Here is a 16104-nt window from a genome sequence, read left to right on the forward strand (position 1 = left end):
TTTTTACCATAAAAAAAGACCCGGCATGCCGGGTCTGTTGCTTTTATCGACAGATTAAAACGAGGTGCGTTTGTAACTGCGGTACTGCGGGCGCCAGAAGTTGTGTTCGATGGCTTTGGACAGCGCCTCTTCGGAGGTGACTACCGCCACGCCCTGCAATTGTGCCGCCTTGCCCACTTCCATGGCGATGCACTTGGAGACGCCTTGAATATCATCGATATCCGGCAGCAATGCGCCATGGCCATCGGTGGCCAGCGGTGAACAATCAGCCAATGCCCGGCTGGCGGCCATCAGCATGGCGTCGGTGACGCGCGCCGCGCCGGATGCCAGCACGCCCAGGCCAATGCCAGGGAAGATATAGGAGTTGTTGCACTGGGCAATCGGGAACTGCCGTTCCTTGTAATTCACCGGGGCGAACGGGCTGCCGGTAGCCACCAGTGCGGCGCCGTCGGTCCAGTGGATAATGTCTTCCGGACGAGCTTCCACGCGCGACGTCGGGTTGGACAGCGGCATCACTATCGGCCGTGGGCAATGCCGATGCATTTCGCGGATCAACTCTTCGGTGAACAGGCCTGGCTGGCCGGAAACGCCGATCAGAATGCTTGGCTTGGCGTTGCGTACCACGTCCAGCAGCGAAATCGCATCGTTGGAGACGTCCCACGCGGTCAGGTTTTCGCTTTTTTGCACCAGCTTGCTCTGGAAATCGAGCAGGTTCGGCAGCTTGTCGGTCAGCAGACCGAAACGGTCAACCATAAAGACGCGGGCGCGGGCTTCGTCTTCGCTCAGGCCTTCCGACTTCATTTGCGCGATGATCTGCTCTGCGATACCGCAACCGGCGGAGCCGGCGCCGAGGAAGGTGACGGTCTGGTCGCGCAATTGACTGCCGGCGGCGCGGCTGGCGGCGATCAGGCTGCCGAGCGTGACTGCAGCGGTGCCCTGGATGTCGTCGTTAAAGCAGCAGATTTCGTCACGGTAGCGGTTTAACAGCGGCGTAGCGTTGTTTTGCGCAAAGTCTTCGAACTGCAACAGTACATTTGGCCAGCGACGCTTGACCGCCTGAATGAATTCTTCGACAAACGCGTGATATTCGTCACCGGAGATACGCGGATGACGCCAGCCCATGTACAGCGGATCGTTCAGGCGTTGCGGGTTGTTGGTGCCGACGTCCAGCACTACCGGCAGCGTATAGGCCGGGCTGATACCGCCGCAGGCGGTGTACAGCGACAGCTTGCCGATAGGGATCCCCATGCCGCCAATGCCCTGATCGCCCAGGCCGAGAATGCGCTCGCCGTCGGTAACCACAATCACCTTAACGTTCTGCTTGGTGGCGTTTTGCAGCATATCGTCGATGCGGTCGCGATTCGGATAGGAAATGAACAGACCGCGTGCCCGGCGATAAATGTCCGAGAAGTGCTCGCAGGCTTCACCGACCGTCGGCGTGTAGATGATCGGCATCATTTCGCTCAGGTGGGCATCGAGCAGGCGGTAGAACAGCGTTTCGTTGGTGTCCTGAATGTTGCGCAGATAAATATGCTTGTCGTTGTCGTTTTTGAAGTCCTGGTATTGACGATAGGCACGTTCAACCTGTTCTTCAATGGTTTCTACCGCCTCCGGCAGCAGGCCGTGCAGATTGAAATGGCTACGCTCGTCTTCTGTAAATGCACTGCCTTTGTTGAGCAGCGGGAATTCCAACAGAATTGGACCGGCATAGGGGATATACAGCGGGCGTTTGCTTTCGTATTCAAGTTCCATCAGTTTACTCTTAACGTATCAGATAATTTTTATAACTGGTGATCCTAAAAGATAAGGAAAATATGTACAGCAATTGTTATCGGATCATGAGGCAAATTGATGAAATTATCGACGTTCAAATCATTTTTTAACTAAAAAAAGTGTTTTAGAAGATGAATGGCATTGTATTTGGCCGGCGGGACTGGTAGCTGCGGAGCCGAACGGCCCCGCGTCCAAGGCGTCAGAAGGTGATACGGCTGACCGCGTCGCAACCCAATGCCGCCAGCGTGGCGCGGGTGGCATCCCATTGGCTGAGTATGGCGCTCTGCGGCTCCGCCAACACCGCGCGGCGGATTTGCCGGCAATCGCCGCCGGAGAGGTTTAACAGTACCAGTGCCGCTTGCAACGGCGGCAGGCTTGGGTTGAAGGCGGCGTTTTCGGCATAGCGACCCGCATGGATTTTACCTTCGGCGGTTTCCAGCGCTACGCCGCTGTGGGCGTTGCTGTAGGGCGCATGGCTGCGGTTGGCGGCGTTCAGCGCCGCCTGGTCCAGTGGGTCGTTCAGCGGCAGTTGGAAACCATGATCCACCGGGTCCATCAACAGGGTGCTGATAGCCAGATCGCGCGGGCCAAATGCATCCGGCAGATAATCTGCCAGCGTGGCCGCGTCGCGCCCCGGCAGGCGAATTTGCAGTTCACCACCGCTGTTCAACTCGTTCATAAACTGGCGGCAGTGGCCGCACGGCGTGTAGTTGACGGTGATGGAGGCCAGTGAGCGTTCGCCACGCAGCCAGGCGTGGGTCACTGCACATTGTTCGGCATGGATGGTTTGTTGCATCGGCGCGCCGTGAAATTCCATATTGGCGCCAAAATACAGATTGCCGCTGACGCCGCGGGCGATGGCACCGACGTTGAAATGTGAGATCGGGGTTAAGGAACAGGTTGCCGCCAGCGGCAGCAGGGCAAATGCCAGGGCATCATCATCCAGCCCGCAGCGCTGCTTGATTGCCTCAACCTGGCTGAGGTCGAACATCGCCGGGAAATCAGGTGTGTCCATATAAGGCTGCAGGGCGCTTTGCAAGGAAGCGGGCAATTGGCTGAAAGCGGTGTGAAAACGCGTATGCATGGTAGGTCTCTCTATTGATTAACGGGGAGGCCGCTGTTACCGATTCACATCGTTGGCGGTTTGCGCCACGCCTGACGTATCAGGCTTTTGCAGGCAGCCGCCGCAATGCAATCTCGAATTAATTGGATAGGGCATTCTAGGCAGCCCGCCATCAATAAAGTGTGATTAAGATCTCCTTATTGGTGAAATTCATGTAATAGAAATCATTATTGCGAGATGTATCGCAAGTTTTGGCCTTAGGCAAACAGATGCAACAGCAGCGGGAACAATAACGGCGCCAATAACGAGGTAATAATCCCGCAGACAACCAGAGCCAGTGAGCTGAATGCGCCCTCCTGATAGTCCAGTTCTACGCTACGCGCGGTCCCCAGGGCGTGTGATGCGCTGCCCATCGCCAGACCACGTGCAGATTTGGTGTTTATCCTCATCAGGTTGAAGAGGGGGTGGGCGAAAATAGCGCCGAAAATCCCGACAAAAATCACGCAGACGGCGCTGATGGCCGGAATGCCGCCGATCGATTCCGCCGTTGCCATGGCGATCGGCGTGGTGACCGATTTTGGCAGGATTGACGCGACGATTTCTGGCGTAGCGCCCATCCACAGCGCGATGGCGCCGCCGCTGATCATCGCGGTCAGACTGCCAATAAAGCACACGGTAATGATCGACTTCCAGCGTGCGCGGATCTGGTGTATCTGTTCATACAGCGGAAAGGCCAGCGCCACCACCGCAGGTTGTAAAAAGTCGTTCAGTATCTTGCTGCCCTGGAAGTAGCGTTGGTAAGGAATACCGGTGAACAGCAGAAAAGGAATGATGATGGCCATCGACACCAGCAGCGGGTTGAGCAGTGGCATTTTCAGTCGCTGCGACAACGCCCGTGCCGCGTAAAACACCACCAGCGTTAACGGTAACGACCACCAGATGTTATCCATCATTTGTCCTCCTTGGCATCGCGCTTGCCAGCGGCCAGGCTACGGTCGCGGTGAAAATAGTGGGAGGAATAACCCACCACCACCAGTACCAGCACGGTACTGACCAGGCAGGACACCAGCAGCGGCGCCAGATGATCGACAATCTGCCGATAATATTGCATGACACCGACGCCAATCGGCACAAACAGCAATACCATGTAACGGATGAAGACGTTGCAGCCCGGACGCACCCATTTGGCTGGCAGCAGTTGCGATGACAGCAGCGCAAACAGCAGCAACATGCCGATGATGCTGCCGGGGATGGTGATGGGTAAAAGGGCGGAAATCGCATTGCCGGCAAACAGGCAGAGATAAATTAAAGCGAAGGCCCGCAGGTATTTCCAACACAGTGCGAATAGGTTGGTCATGATTCTTTCCTGTTTAACTGATGTATTCATCATACAATTAAACTGTGAGCTTGGCCACAAAACACGCCATGAATCCTGTCTATGCATACGATGCCATTAGGCGCTATTGACGGCATGGAACAAGTGTAGGTTACGCCTCCTGTGCCAGCCGCTGTCGTTGCGCCAGCCGATGTCCGAGAAAGAAAAACAGCAGGCTGAACAGTGCGGCAGCAATCAGCATGACGAACATCAGCGCCGGTGCGGCATAGCTCAGCAACAGGCCGCACAGTACCGGATTGATGGCCCCTCCCAGATTGCTGAGGTTTTGCACGCCATAGTAACTGCCTTTTAAATGCCCGGGAGCAATGAAATCGATGAACATGTATTCCACCGGGATGACAATGATTTCGCCGAGGGTGAAAACCGCCATGGCCGTCGCCCACAGCCACAGCGACTGGCCGGCAAACAGAAAGCCCAGCAGGCCGATAATGAAAAACAGCGTGCCCAGCGTCAGCCAGCGCAGAATGTTGTCCTGCCGCATGCCGCGGCTCAGCAGATACTGTAACGCAATCACGATACAGGCGTTGACGATCATCACCAGCCCAATCACCCGGTAGGCGAAGTCGGCACTGGAGACGGTGATCAGGTACTGCGACAGATAACCGGTGAACTGGCCGAACACTACCGCGCCCAGCGTGCTGCCCAGGGTAAAGTAGATCAGCCGGCGATCCTGACGCAGGATTTTTGCCGTCTGGCGGAAGCTGGGCATCACCGTGGGCGCGTCCGATTGGCGGGTAACCTGCGGCTGCGCCTGTTGCTGGCGCAGCCGCAGGTTCACCATCACTACCGTCAGCAGTGCCAGGCCGCCGGAAAGGTAGAACGGCAGCAAGGGGCTAAAGCCGGCCACCAGTACGCCGAGCGATGAGCCGATCGCCCAGCCGACGTTCACCAGGGTGTAATTGATCGAAAACGCCTTGATGCGCTGCGCTACCGGCAGCCATTCGGCGAAACAGGCTTTAATGGTAATGCCAAGCACGGCATATGCGGTATGCAGCACCGCCAGCACGATGACTATGCTGCCCGGTTGCGCAATCCAGGGAATAATGAAAAAGCTCAGCGCGAACAACAGTATGGAAAGCGCAATCAGGGTGGTTTTGTTGAACTTGTCCACCAGATAGCCGCCATACAGGCTGCTGAGAATGCCGATCGTCAGGCTGAGACCAAGGATGATGCCGACGCTTTTAGGCAACAGATGGAAATGTTCGGTGAGATAAATGGTAATGAATGGCAGCGTAACGCCGCGGCCAATGGTCAGCAGTAACGAACTGGCCAACAAGGTATTGATTTGCGCCGGGAATCCCTTCATGACAATGCCTGTCTATGCATACAGTTATTAACACAGTGTTGATAACATAGCGCATTTTGGCAAACAGGAAAGGGGCTGATGGAAAATAAGCACAAAAAAGGGGCAACCGCTGTCGCCCCCGCTTAAAACAGCTTATTTGCCTGCCTGTGACTGTAGCGTGGCAAACCATGGCTGGACGAAATCGTCACTGCTGCCCCAGCCGGGAATGATTTTGCCCAGGCTGGCCACGTTTACCGGCCCCGGTTGGCTGACCAGTAGCGCCTGCGGAATGGCGGCGGCCTTGAATTGGTAGCTTGCCGGCGTAGTTTCACCGGCAATTTTGTTGGCGATAAGCCGCAGGTTTACCGCGCCGATCAGTTTGGTGTCTACCGCGACGCTGACTTTCCATGGGCTGCCGGCTTCACGCATCAGCTGCAGGTCCTGATTGGAGATATCAATGCTGTACAGCTTGATTTCGCTGCGACCATTTTCCTGCAATGCCTTATAGGCACCTTGCGTAAAGGCATCCCAGGTTCCCCAAATGGCGTCAATCTTGCCTTTCGGGTATTTGGCCAGTACCGCGCCGACTTTGTTGGCGGTATCGCCCTGCACGTCGGAAGACACCGCGCCGATCGATTCCAGCTCATGGATGCCGGGGTGTTGCTTGAGCAATTGTTGATAGGCGGCCTGACGCCGTTCCATCGGCGGAAAACCGGCCACCCACAGTTTGATGATGTTGGCACGTCCGTTGAAGTCTTTCACCAACTGGCCGAAGGATTCATTGGCCAGCGAGGCGTCATCCTGCTGGGAAACGGTCACGCCGGGAATAATGCCGCTGACGTCGGTATCAAAGGCGGACACGGCAATACCCGCGGCGGCAATACGCTTCACCAGATCGGTGGAGTAGGGGGCACGCCCCTGCGAAAGAATAATGCCATCGTATTTCTGGCTGATGGCCTGATTGACGAAATCCTGGAAGCGGGCATCGTCGCCATTGCTGAGGAACGTATCCACCTTGAACCCCAGTTTGCGGCCTTCCTGAATGGCGCCGGCCAGGAACTGAGTGGTGTTGTCATCGGACCCCAGATTGCGGATCACCGCCACGCGGATTGGCCCCTGATGATTGGCGATGGCGGCCGGTACCGCTGCCAGCGTTGCGTCTGGCGCGGCGTATAACGGCAGCGCGCTAAACAGGCCCAGCGCAAGCAAAGAGATTTTTATCGTTTTCATTATCAACTCCGAAGCAGGTAAGTCTGGCCGATTAAAAGGTAAATAGCAGTCTTGCTATCCAGACGTCTATTTTGTCTGGCTAGCATCATAACCAGAAGGGTTTTGATAGGGAATTGTCTTCGTTATGACTTTTTGGCTGGCGTTATAGCGAAATGTTTGACTGGCAGGCGACGGGCATAAAAAAGCCGGGCAAGCCCGGCTCTCACTAGCACGTTGATGATTATTTTACTTGCATACCCGGCTGGGCGCCGCTGTCAGGGCTCAGCAGGAAGATTTCCTTTCCGCCAGGACCGGCGGCCATCACCATGCCCTCGGAAATACCAAAGCGCATCTTACGTGGTGCCAGGTTAGCCACCATGATGGTCAGCCGGCCTTCGAGCAACTTGGGATCCGGATAGGCGGAACGGATGCCGGAGAAAATCTGCCGGCTCTCACCGCCCAGATCCAGCTGCAGCTTCAGCAACTTGTCGGAACCGTCGACCAAATCGGCGCTTTTGATCAGCGCGATACGCATGTCCACTTTGGCAAAATCATCAAAGGTAATGGTTTCCTGAATCGGATCGTCCGCCAGCGGGCCGCTAACCGGGGCCTGGCTGGCAGCCATGTCTTCCTTGGATGCGTTGACCATGTCATTTACCTTGTCGAGATCGATACGATTGAACAGCGCCTTGAACGGGTTGACCGTGTGATCCAGCAGCGGTTGCTGGATGCCTTCCCAGCTCAGTTCACCGTTGAGGAACGCTTCGGCGCGCTCGGTCAGTGACGGCAGCACCGGCTTCAGGTAGGTCATCAGTACGCGGAACAGGTTGATGCCCATCGAGCAGATGGCTTGCAGATCGGCGTCGCGGCCTTCCTGCTTGGCCACCACCCACGGTGCCTGCTCGTCCACATAACGGTTGGCCAGATCCGCCAGCGCCATGATTTCACGGATGGCGCGGCCGGATTCACGGCTGGCGTAAGCCTCGGCAATACTGTCTGCGGCATCGGTGAAGGTTTGGTACAGCGCCGGATCGGCCAGGCTGGCTGCCAGCTTGCCGCCAAAGCGCTTGTTGATAAAGCCGGCGTTGCGCGAGGCCAGGTTCACCACTTTGTTGACGATATCGGCATTGACGCGCTGCACGAAGTCTTCCAGATTCAGGTCGATGTCATCGATGCGCGAGGACAGCTTGGCCGCGTAATAATAGCGCAGACAGTCGGCGTCCAGGTGCTGCAGGTAGGTGCCGGCCTTGATAAAGGTGCCGCGTGACTTGGACATTTTGGCGCCGTTGACCGTGACGTAGCCGTGTACGAACAGATTGGTCGGTTTACGGAAGTTGCTGCCCTCCAGCATTGCCGGCCAGAACAGGCTGTGGAAATAGACGATGTCCTTGCCGATAAAGTGATACAGCTCGGTGGTGGAGTCCTTGCGCCAGAACTCATCGAAGTCCAGATCGCCGCGCTTGTCGCACAGGTTCTTGAACGAACCCATATAGCCGATTGGCGCATCCAGCCAAACGTAGAAATATTTGCCTGGCGCATCCGGGATTTCAAAGCCGAAGTACGGTGCGTCACGCGAGATGTCCCACTGCTGCAGCCCCGACTCGAACCATTCCTGCATCTTGTTGGCCACCTGCTCCTGCAATGCGCCGGAGCGTGTCCAGGCCTGCAGCATTTCGCTAAAGGACGGCAGATCAAAGAAGAAGTGTTCGGAATCGCGCATCACCGGCGTGGCGCCGGATACCGCCGATTTAGGATCGATAAGCTCGGTCGGGCTGTAGGTAGCGCCGCACACTTCGCAGTTGTCGCCGTACTGATCCGGTGATTTGCATTTCGGGCAGGTACCTTTCACGAAGCGATCCGGCAGGAACATGCCTTTTTCCGGATCGTACAGCTGAGAAATGGTGCGGTTCTTGATAAAACCGTTTTCCTTCAGGCGGCCATAAATCAGGCTCGACAGCTCACGGTTTTCATCGCTATGGGTTGAATGATAGTTGTCATAGCTGATGCCAAAACCGGCGAAATCCTGTTGGTGCTCCTGGCTCATTTCGGCAATCATTTCTTCCGGCTTGATACCCATTTGCTGTGCTTTCAGCATGATAGGGGTACCGTGCGCGTCGTCTGCACAAATGAAATGAACTTCGTTGCCGCGCATTCGTTGGTAACGAACCCAGATATCTGCCTGGATATGCTCGAGCATGTGGCCGAGATGGATGGAACCATTTGCGTACGGTAGCGCGCACGTCACCAATAATTTTTTCGCGACTTGAGCCATAGTGAGAACTTGCTTTCTGTTATGTATAAAAGGGGCTTTGATGTTAACCGATCGCACGCGTCGCGGCTAGGGCGGTTTCTTTTGTCTTGTACGCGCCAGCCGTGGTGCAGTTCTGATATGCTTGAGCATAACGCCATTTATTCGCTATCTATTAAAATCAAGGAGCCGGGATGAACGCAAAATCCCCCGAGCAGAGCAATCCCGAAGTTCTGCGTGCCCTGGTGACCGGTGTACTGGCCGCCTTTGAACACCCGACGCTAAAAAACAACCTGACGGCGCTGAAAGCGATTCATCACTGTGCGTTGCTGGATGATGTACTGCATATCGAACTGACCATGCCTTTTGCCTGGTACAGCGGTTTTGAAGCGCTGAAGAGCGGCGTGAGCGACGAACTGCTGCGCGTCACCGGCGCCCGTGCCATCGACTGGAAGCTGAAGCACGATATCAGCACCTTGAAACGCGCCAACGATCAGGCGGGCGTCAAGGGCGTACGCAATATTATTGCCGTCAGTTCCGGCAAGGGCGGGGTGGGAAAATCCAGCACGGCAGTCAATCTGGCGCTGGCGCTGGTGGCGGAAGGTGCAAAGGTCGGCATTCTTGACGCCGATATTTACGGGCCGTCGATCCCCAACATGCTGGGTACCGAAAACCAGCGGCCAACCTCGCCGGACGGCCAGCATATGGCACCGATCATGGCGCACGGGTTGGCGACCAATTCAATCGGCTATCTGGTGACCGACGACAATGCCATGGTGTGGCGTGGCCCGATGGCCAGCAAGGCGCTGATGCAACTGTTGCAGGATACGCTGTGGCCGGATCTGGATTATCTGGTGTTGGACATGCCGCCGGGCACCGGCGACATTCAGCTGACGCTGTCGCAGAACATTCCGGTGACCGGCGCGCTGGTGGTGACTACGCCGCAGGACATCGCTCTGCTGGATGCGGCAAAAGGCATTGTGATGTTTGAAAAGGTGCATGTGCCGGTGTTGGGCATCGTCGAGAACATGAGCGTGCATATTTGCAGCAATTGCGGTCACCATGAGCCGATCTTCGGCACCGGTGGCGCCGAGAAACTGGTACAGAAATACCACAGCCGCCTGCTGGGGCAGATGCCGTTGCACATATCGCTGCGTGAAGATCTGGACCGTGGCCAACCGACGGTAATTAGCCGGCCGGACAGTGAGTTCGCCGAGATGTACCGCCAACTGGCCGGGCGCGTGGCCGCGCAGATGTACTGGCAGGGCGAAGCGATCCCGACGGAAATCGCCTTCAGAGCGCTGTAATGGTCGGCAACGCCCAGGCATGAAAAGCAAAACCCCGGACAGTGTCCGGGGTTTTTTACTTGGGCTGCGCTGACCATTGCCGCTCGCCTCGCGGGCAGGAACGGCCGCTGGCCGCCGTGGCATGGTTAGCGGGCATCAGGTGACACCGACGCCGGCGATACCGGCTTGCGGTGCAAATCGGCACGGGTAAACGGCTTGCTGGCAGGGGAAATGGTCACCGCTATCTGTTCAAGCAGCCCCTGGGTCGGCGCGGCTTTGCCGCTATTGACCAACAACAGTGGCAAAGCCAATGCCGCCACGCTTCTGCGCAGCGACAGCCGCGGAGGTTCGACGCCGCGCTGCAAGAACAGGAAGGTAGCGCTGACTATCACACCTAACGCCAGACCGGTCACCACTTCCGAAGTGGAGTGTACATGGATCATCAAGCGGGAATAGCCAACGGCGAATGCCAGCAGGTAACCGACGATAATGGCTAATCGGCGCACCGTTGTCGGGAAGCGCCCGGTCAACAGCCACAGCATCACCGGCCAGATACTGGCCGATAGCGCGGAGTGGCCGCTGAAGCCGGTGAAGTCAAATTCGCGGCTGCCGATGCCCCAGCCCATAAATGCCAGTTTTGAAATGCACACCACGCCACCGACGGCGCCAAACAGCATTACCCATTGCCAGGTGCGTTTGCTGCTGGCGGGTGACAGTAGCAGCAGAATAAACACGATCGCTGCGCTTGGCAGTAGCAAGGTGCTATCACCAAAGAAGGTAAGAAAATGCCAGTTCATCAAGGTTGCTTCGGAATCCGTCAATAAAGCAGGCGATGGTTGAGACGCATAACCAGCCTGAATAAAAATCTGTGAAAATGTTCAACAATTCTACTTTAGCTTGGGGTAATGCCCTAGCGTAAATGTTCTGAAAACGGCATTTGGCCTTTGATCATCTGACAATATTGGCCTGGTTTGCCGCCGTGTCCGCTAAGTGCTGGCGCAAAGCCCGGTAACTCCCTATAATTGTCGCGTTTTATATCCCCCTCCTCACATTACGAATTCAGGTCTTTAATTTTATGACTGACAAGCCGCATCAGTGCGTCATTATTGGTATAGCTGGCGCATCTGCCTCTGGGAAAAGCCTTATTGCCAGCACCTTGTATCGCGAACTGCGCGATCAGGTTGGCGATGAACACATTGGCGTGATCCCTGAAGACAGTTATTACAAAGACCAGACTCACCTGACCATGGAAGAACGGGTCAAGACCAACTACGATCATCCTAGCGCCATGGATCACAGCCTGCTGATTCAGCACCTGCAGGCGTTGAAGGCCGGCAAGGCCATTGAGCTGCCGTTGTACAGTTACACCGAGCACACGCGCAAAACCGAAACGGTGCACCTGGAGCCGAAAAAGGTCATTATTCTGGAAGGGATACTCTTGTTGACCGATATTCGCCTGCGCCAGGAAATGAACTTCTCGATCTTCGTTGATACGCCGCTGGATATTTGCCTGATGCGTCGCATGAAGCGTGACGTGAACGAACGTGGGCGCTCGATGGACTCGGTGATGGCGCAATACCAGAAAACCGTCCGCCCGATGTTCTTGCAGTTTATTGAACCTTCCAAGCAATACGCTGACATCATTGTGCCGCGCGGCGGCAAGAACCGCATCGCGATTGACATTCTGAAAGCCAAAATCAGCCAGTTCTTTGAATGATGCAGCCCCGGGCCGGGAGTGCCAATTCCGGCCTGTAGTCAACTATTTACGTCCTGACGTAGACCTTTTGCCCGTTGTATGGCAATTTTTGTGGTAGTTAATGCGCCCTGATGGAGAAACAAAGATGAGACTGTGCGACCGTGATATTGAAGCCTGGCTGGATAGCGAAAAACTGGTTATTTCGCCGCGCCCGCCGGTAGAGCGGATTAACGGGGCCACAGTGGATGTCCGTTTGGGCAATCAGTTCCGCGTATTTCGTGGACATACCGCGGCATTTATCGATCTCAGCGGGCCGAAGGATGAAGTCAGCGCCGCGCTGGATCGCGTGATGAGCGACGAAATCGTGTTGCCGGAAGGCGAGGCCTTCTTTCTGCACCCCGGCGAACTGGCGCTGGCGGTAACGCTGGAATCCGTGACGTTGCCCAATGATTTGGTCGGCTGGCTGGACGGGCGTTCCTCACTGGCGCGACTTGGCCTGATGGTACACGTCACTGCGCACCGTATCGACCCCGGCTGGCAGGGGCGAATCGTTCTGGAGTTCTATAATTCAGGTAAGCTGCCGTTGGCTCTGCGCCCCGGTATGCTGATCGGCGCATTGAGCTTTGAACCCTTGTCCGGCCCGGCTGCTCGGCCGTACAACAGCCGTCAAGATGCGAAGTACAAGGACCAGCAAGGCGCTGTGGCCAGCCGTATAGACAAGGACTAACCGCGGCGGGTGCCGCGCGGACGCGCGCTGACAAGAGGAAAGCATGAGACGATTATTGACGACGTTGGTGATTTTACTGGTGGTGCTGGTGGCAGGAATGTCCGCCTTGGTGCTGTTGGTCAATCCAAATGATTTCCGTAGTTACATGGTCAAAAAGGTCGAACAGCGCAGTGGCTACCAGCTGACGCTGGAGGGCGATCTGCGCTGGCACGTCTGGCCGCAGCTGAGCATTCTGGCCGGCCGCATGACCCTGACCGCCCCGGGAGCCAAGGCGCCGGTGGTCAGCGCGGAAAATATGCGTCTTGACGTCAAGCTGTTGCCGCTGCTGTCGCATCAGCTGTTCGTCAAACAGGTGATGCTGAAAAACGCGGTGATTCGTCTCACGCCGGACAGTGAACAACAAAGCCGAACGGATGCGCCGATCGCGCCCGGTGGCAGTAGCGTCGAATCGGTAGATACGCCGTGGAAATTCGATATTGATAACCTGCGCGTCGCCGACAGTCTGTTGATCTGGCAACGTGCCAACAATGAACAGATCAACGTACGCGATCTTAATCTGACGATGCAGCGCAGCGGTGACCGACAGGCGGAAATGGAACTGTCCAGTCGGGTTAACCGCGATCAGCGCGATTTGACCTTCAATCTGTCGGCGGACCTGGACTTGCAGCAATTCCCGCGTCAGTTCAGCACCACGGTAAATCAGTTCAACTATCAGCTCGAAGGGGTTGATATCCCGACCGGCGGCATCAAGGGGCAGGGCTCGGTACGGGCGGTGTACCAGCAGGATCCACGGCAGTTGACGCTCAATGACCTGATGCTTGGCGTCAATGACAGCCAACTGAAGGGCCGAGCCGATATCAGCCTTGGCGATGTGCCAAACTACGTGGTTGAACTCTCGTCGCCGCACCTGGATATGGATGCACTTTCCGGTTGGCGTAGTAATGCCGGTCAGGGTGAGCAGCCAATGCAGGCGATGGCCGGTGCGCCGGTGATTGCCAGCGCCGGTGAAGAGCAGCAAAAAAACATGCAGGCGCTGCGTGATTTCGACGCGCGCTTCCATCTCAGCGCTGACCAACTGACCTACCGCGGGATGGATATCACCCGGCTTGATCTCCAGGCGGAAAACCAGCGTGGCCTGCTGGCGGTGAAAACCCTGTCCGGTCACGTGGCCGGCGGTGATTTTTCCCTGCCTGGCTCACTGGACGCCCGTGGACAAAAGCCGATTATCGGCGTTCAGCCACAGCTGACGTCGGTTGAGCTGGGAACGGTATTGAAGGCTTTCGCATTGCCGCAGGTGATGACCGGGCAATTGACCATGCGCGGCGAGCTCACTGGCGACCGGTTGACCGCACAGTCGTTCGAGCATCACTGGCAGGGCAGCGCCCAGTTGGCAATGAGTAATGCTCAACTGCACGGCCTGAATATTCAGCAGTTGATCCAACAGGCGGTGGCACGCAACGACAGCAGCGTGCGCGGTCTGGATCAGTACCAGCGTAATACCGAAGTGCGTCAACTCGGTGCCAATGCCAAGCTGGATAATGGCGATATTACCATTAGCGATCTGAATGCCGATTCGACGATGCTGAACATTACCGGCGGCGGCAAGCTGGATATGCCGGGCAAGCAGTGCGACATGCGGCTGAATGTACGCGTCACCGGCGGCTGGCAAGGGCGCAGCGAACTGATTGAACAACTGCAAAAAACGCCGATTCCACTGCGCGTTTATGGTCCATGGCAGCAGCTGAACTATCAGTTGCAGGTCGACCAGGTGTTGCGCAAAACGCTGCAAAACCGGGCCAAGGATGCACTCAATAAATGGGCCGATAAAAACAAAGAGTCGCGTGAAGGGCAGGATCTGAAGAAATTGCTCGATAAGCTGTAAGTCTGTTCGGCGCGGGGTCTGCTACCCGCGCCGCTTTTCTGATGGTAAATCGCACTCTCCCACTGTTTTCCTTTTTCCCCTTTGACAAAGGTCATGTTCCCTTATACTGAATTTGGGCACAGTGAGGCTCGATTCTGTCGGCTCTGACGGACAATTCGCATAAAAAGAGATAGGGGAAATATGATAGAGCTTCTGATTGGGGTGATCGTGGCGGTGGGGGTGGGGCGTTACATCATCAAGGGCTATTCTGCCACCGGTGTGTTGATGGTCGGCGGCTTGCTGTTGTTGGCGATCAGCGTGGCGATGGGGAAAAACGTGTTGCCGGCCAGCGCCACCGCGACCGGCTGGGGCGCGACTGATATTCTCGAATACGTCAAAATCCTGTTGATGAGCCGCGGTGGCGACCTTGGCATGATGATCATGATGCTGTGTGGCTTTGCCGCCTACATGACCCACATCGGCGCTAACGATATGGTGGTCAAGCTGGCGTCACGTCCATTGCAAATGATCAACTCGCCGTATTTGCTGATGGTTGCCGCCTATATTGTCGCCTGTCTGATGTCGCTGGCGGTGTCTTCTGCCACCGGCCTGGGGGTGTTGCTGATGGCGACGCTGTTCCCACTGATGGTTAACGTCGGTATCAGTCGCGGCGCGGCCGCGGCCATTTGCGCCTCACCGGCGGCGATCATTCTGGCGCCGACCTCCGGTGACGTGGTATTGGCGGCCAAAGCGGCTGAAATGCCGCTGGTGGACTTTGCTTTCAAAACCACGCTGCCGATTTCGATTGCCGCCATTGCCTGTATGGCGGTGGCACATTACTTTTGGCAACGCTATCTCGACAACAAAAGCAATGAGCAGCATCACATCATGGACGTCAGCGAAATTACCACCCACGCGCCGGGCTTTTACGCTGTACTGCCGTTTACGCCGATCCTCGGCGTGCTGGTATTTGACGGCAAGTGGGGGCCGGAACTGCACATTATTACCGTATTGGTGCTGTGCATGTTGCTGGCGGCGGTGATCGAGTTTGTACGCAGCTTTGATGCCAAAACGGTGTTCAGCGGTTTGGAGGTGGCCTACCGCGGCATGGCGGATGCCTTTGCCAGCGTGGTGATGCTGTTGGTGGCTGCCGGGGTGTTTGCCCAGGGGCTGAGCACCATTGGCTTTATCAGCGGCCTGATAGGCATGGCGCAGTCGTTCGGTACCGGAGGCATCATCATGATGCTGGTATTGGTGGTGATCACCATGCTGGCGGCGATGACCACCGGCTCCGGCAATGCGCCGTTTTATGCCTTTGTTGAACTGATCCCGAAACTGGCAGCGCAGATGGGCGTCAACCCGGCGTATCTGGTGATTCCGATGTTACAGGCCTCCAACCTGGGGCGTACGCTGTCACCGGTTTCAGGGGTGGTAGTCGCGGTTGCCGGCATGGCCAAAATTTCGCCGTTTGAAGTGGTTAAACGCACCTCGGTGCCGGTGATTGTCGGACTGATCGTGGTGGTGGTGGCCACCGAGCTGTTGGTGCCGGTGCATCTTTAA

Annotated in this window: 13 protein-coding genes; 5 read left to right on the plus strand and 8 right to left on the minus strand. The window is 56.4% G+C overall.

From position 1 onward, the window contains the following. Positions 1-54 precede the first annotated feature (54 nt). The 7 genes from AC2AXP_RS03075 to metG all read right to left on the minus strand — a co-directional run bounded on the left by AC2AXP_RS03075 (position 55) and on the right by metG (position 8998). Positions 55-1752: an NAD-dependent malic enzyme gene (locus AC2AXP_RS03075; RefSeq protein WP_004965310.1), complete on the minus strand. Its 1698-nt coding sequence runs from the start codon at positions 1750-1752 to the stop codon at positions 55-57. Positions 1753-1972: 220 nt separating this feature from the next. Beyond that, positions 1973-2857, minus strand: coding sequence for a cytidine deaminase (cdd, locus tag AC2AXP_RS03080; protein WP_484381408.1), 885 nt, complete (start codon positions 2855-2857; stop codon positions 1973-1975). Positions 2858-3093: 236 nt separating this feature from the next. Then, complete coding sequence (locus AC2AXP_RS03085; RefSeq protein ID WP_088499631.1) at positions 3094-3789, minus strand: CidB/LrgB family autolysis modulator; 696 nt, start codon at positions 3787-3789, stop codon at positions 3094-3096. Further along, entirely contained in the window at positions 3786-4193 is a 408-nt protein-coding gene (locus AC2AXP_RS03090; RefSeq protein ID WP_273867191.1) for a CidA/LrgA family protein, read from the minus strand. Before AC2AXP_RS03090 ends, AC2AXP_RS03085 begins: the two co-directional genes overlap by 4 nt. A gap of 130 nt (positions 4194-4323) precedes the next feature. Next, positions 4324-5538, minus strand: a complete 1215-nt coding sequence (locus tag AC2AXP_RS03095; protein WP_198772795.1) for an MFS transporter — start codon at positions 5536-5538, stop codon at positions 4324-4326. A gap of 132 nt (positions 5539-5670) precedes the next feature. Next, on the minus strand, positions 5671-6747 hold the full coding sequence (locus tag AC2AXP_RS03100; protein ID WP_004965301.1) for a sugar ABC transporter substrate-binding protein: 1077 nt from the start codon (positions 6745-6747) through the stop codon (positions 5671-5673). 220 nt (positions 6748-6967) lie between these two features. Continuing rightward, positions 6968-8998 (minus strand): methionine--tRNA ligase, encoded by a 2031-nt coding sequence (gene metG / locus AC2AXP_RS03105; protein WP_004965300.1) that lies wholly within the window; start codon positions 8996-8998, stop codon positions 6968-6970. A gap of 170 nt (positions 8999-9168) precedes the next feature. Here metG and apbC point away from each other — a divergent pair, with 170 nt between their 5' ends. Then, positions 9169-10281 carry an iron-sulfur cluster carrier protein ApbC gene (gene apbC / locus AC2AXP_RS03110; RefSeq protein ID WP_004965299.1) on the plus strand — a complete coding sequence of 371 codons (1113 nt, stop codon included), beginning with the start codon at positions 9169-9171 and terminating at the stop codon, positions 10279-10281. Positions 10282-10406: 125 nt separating this feature from the next. On the opposite strand, the gene AC2AXP_RS03115 is transcribed toward apbC, so the two are convergent. After that, on the minus strand, positions 10407-11057 hold the full coding sequence (locus tag AC2AXP_RS03115) for a phosphatase PAP2 family protein (protein WP_443096490.1): 651 nt from the start codon (positions 11055-11057) through the stop codon (positions 10407-10409). A 278-nt stretch (positions 11058-11335) separates the two neighbouring features. Between AC2AXP_RS03115 and udk the strand changes: the two genes are divergently transcribed. The 4 genes from udk to dcuC all read left to right on the plus strand — a co-directional run bounded on the left by udk (position 11336) and on the right by dcuC (position 16104). Then, positions 11336-11977, plus strand: a complete 642-nt coding sequence (gene udk, locus AC2AXP_RS03120; protein WP_004965297.1) for a uridine kinase — start codon at positions 11336-11338, stop codon at positions 11975-11977. Positions 11978-12101: 124 nt separating this feature from the next. After that, positions 12102-12683, plus strand: a complete 582-nt coding sequence (gene dcd / locus AC2AXP_RS03125) for a dCTP deaminase (RefSeq protein ID WP_039992300.1) — start codon at positions 12102-12104, stop codon at positions 12681-12683. Between the two features lie 43 nt (positions 12684-12726). Next, complete coding sequence (gene asmA, locus AC2AXP_RS03130) at positions 12727-14565, plus strand: outer membrane assembly protein AsmA (protein WP_004965295.1); 1839 nt, start codon at positions 12727-12729, stop codon at positions 14563-14565. 180 nt (positions 14566-14745) lie between these two features. Continuing rightward, complete coding sequence (dcuC, locus tag AC2AXP_RS03135) at positions 14746-16104, plus strand: anaerobic C4-dicarboxylate transporter DcuC (RefSeq protein WP_004965293.1); 1359 nt, start codon at positions 14746-14748, stop codon at positions 16102-16104.

Source organism: Serratia sp. Sp408 (assembly GCF_057180665.1).

Excerpts from the sequence above, each read along its gene's own strand:
- AC2AXP_RS03090 (WP_273867191.1), bottom strand. The coding sequence starts at position 4,193 with ATGACCAACCTATTCGCACTGTGTTGGAAATACCTGCGGGCCTTCGCT.
- dcd (WP_039992300.1), top strand. The coding sequence starts at position 12,102 with ATGAGACTGTGCGACCGTGATATTGAAGCCTGGCTGGATAGCGAAAAA.
- asmA (WP_004965295.1), top strand. The coding sequence starts at position 12,727 with ATGAGACGATTATTGACGACGTTGGTGATTTTACTGGTGGTGCTGGTG.
- AC2AXP_RS03100 (WP_004965301.1), bottom strand. The coding sequence starts at position 6,747 with ATGAAAACGATAAAAATCTCTTTGCTTGCGCTGGGCCTGTTTAGCGCG.
- apbC (WP_004965299.1), top strand. The coding sequence starts at position 9,169 with ATGAACGCAAAATCCCCCGAGCAGAGCAATCCCGAAGTTCTGCGTGCC.
- AC2AXP_RS03075 (WP_004965310.1), bottom strand. The coding sequence starts at position 1,752 with ATGGAACTTGAATACGAAAGCAAACGCCCGCTGTATATCCCCTATGCC.
- dcuC (WP_004965293.1), top strand. The coding sequence starts at position 14,746 with ATGATAGAGCTTCTGATTGGGGTGATCGTGGCGGTGGGGGTGGGGCGT.
- cdd (WP_484381408.1), bottom strand. The coding sequence starts at position 2,857 with ATGCATACGCGTTTTCACACCGCTTTCAGCCAATTGCCCGCTTCCTTG.
- AC2AXP_RS03085 (WP_088499631.1), bottom strand. The coding sequence starts at position 3,789 with ATGATGGATAACATCTGGTGGTCGTTACCGTTAACGCTGGTGGTGTTT.
- AC2AXP_RS03095 (WP_198772795.1), bottom strand. The coding sequence starts at position 5,538 with ATGAAGGGATTCCCGGCGCAAATCAATACCTTGTTGGCCAGTTCGTTA.
- metG (WP_004965300.1), bottom strand. The coding sequence starts at position 8,998 with ATGGCTCAAGTCGCGAAAAAATTATTGGTGACGTGCGCGCTACCGTAC.
- udk (WP_004965297.1), top strand. The coding sequence starts at position 11,336 with ATGACTGACAAGCCGCATCAGTGCGTCATTATTGGTATAGCTGGCGCA.
- AC2AXP_RS03115 (WP_443096490.1), bottom strand. The coding sequence starts at position 11,057 with ATGAACTGGCATTTTCTTACCTTCTTTGGTGATAGCACCTTGCTACTG.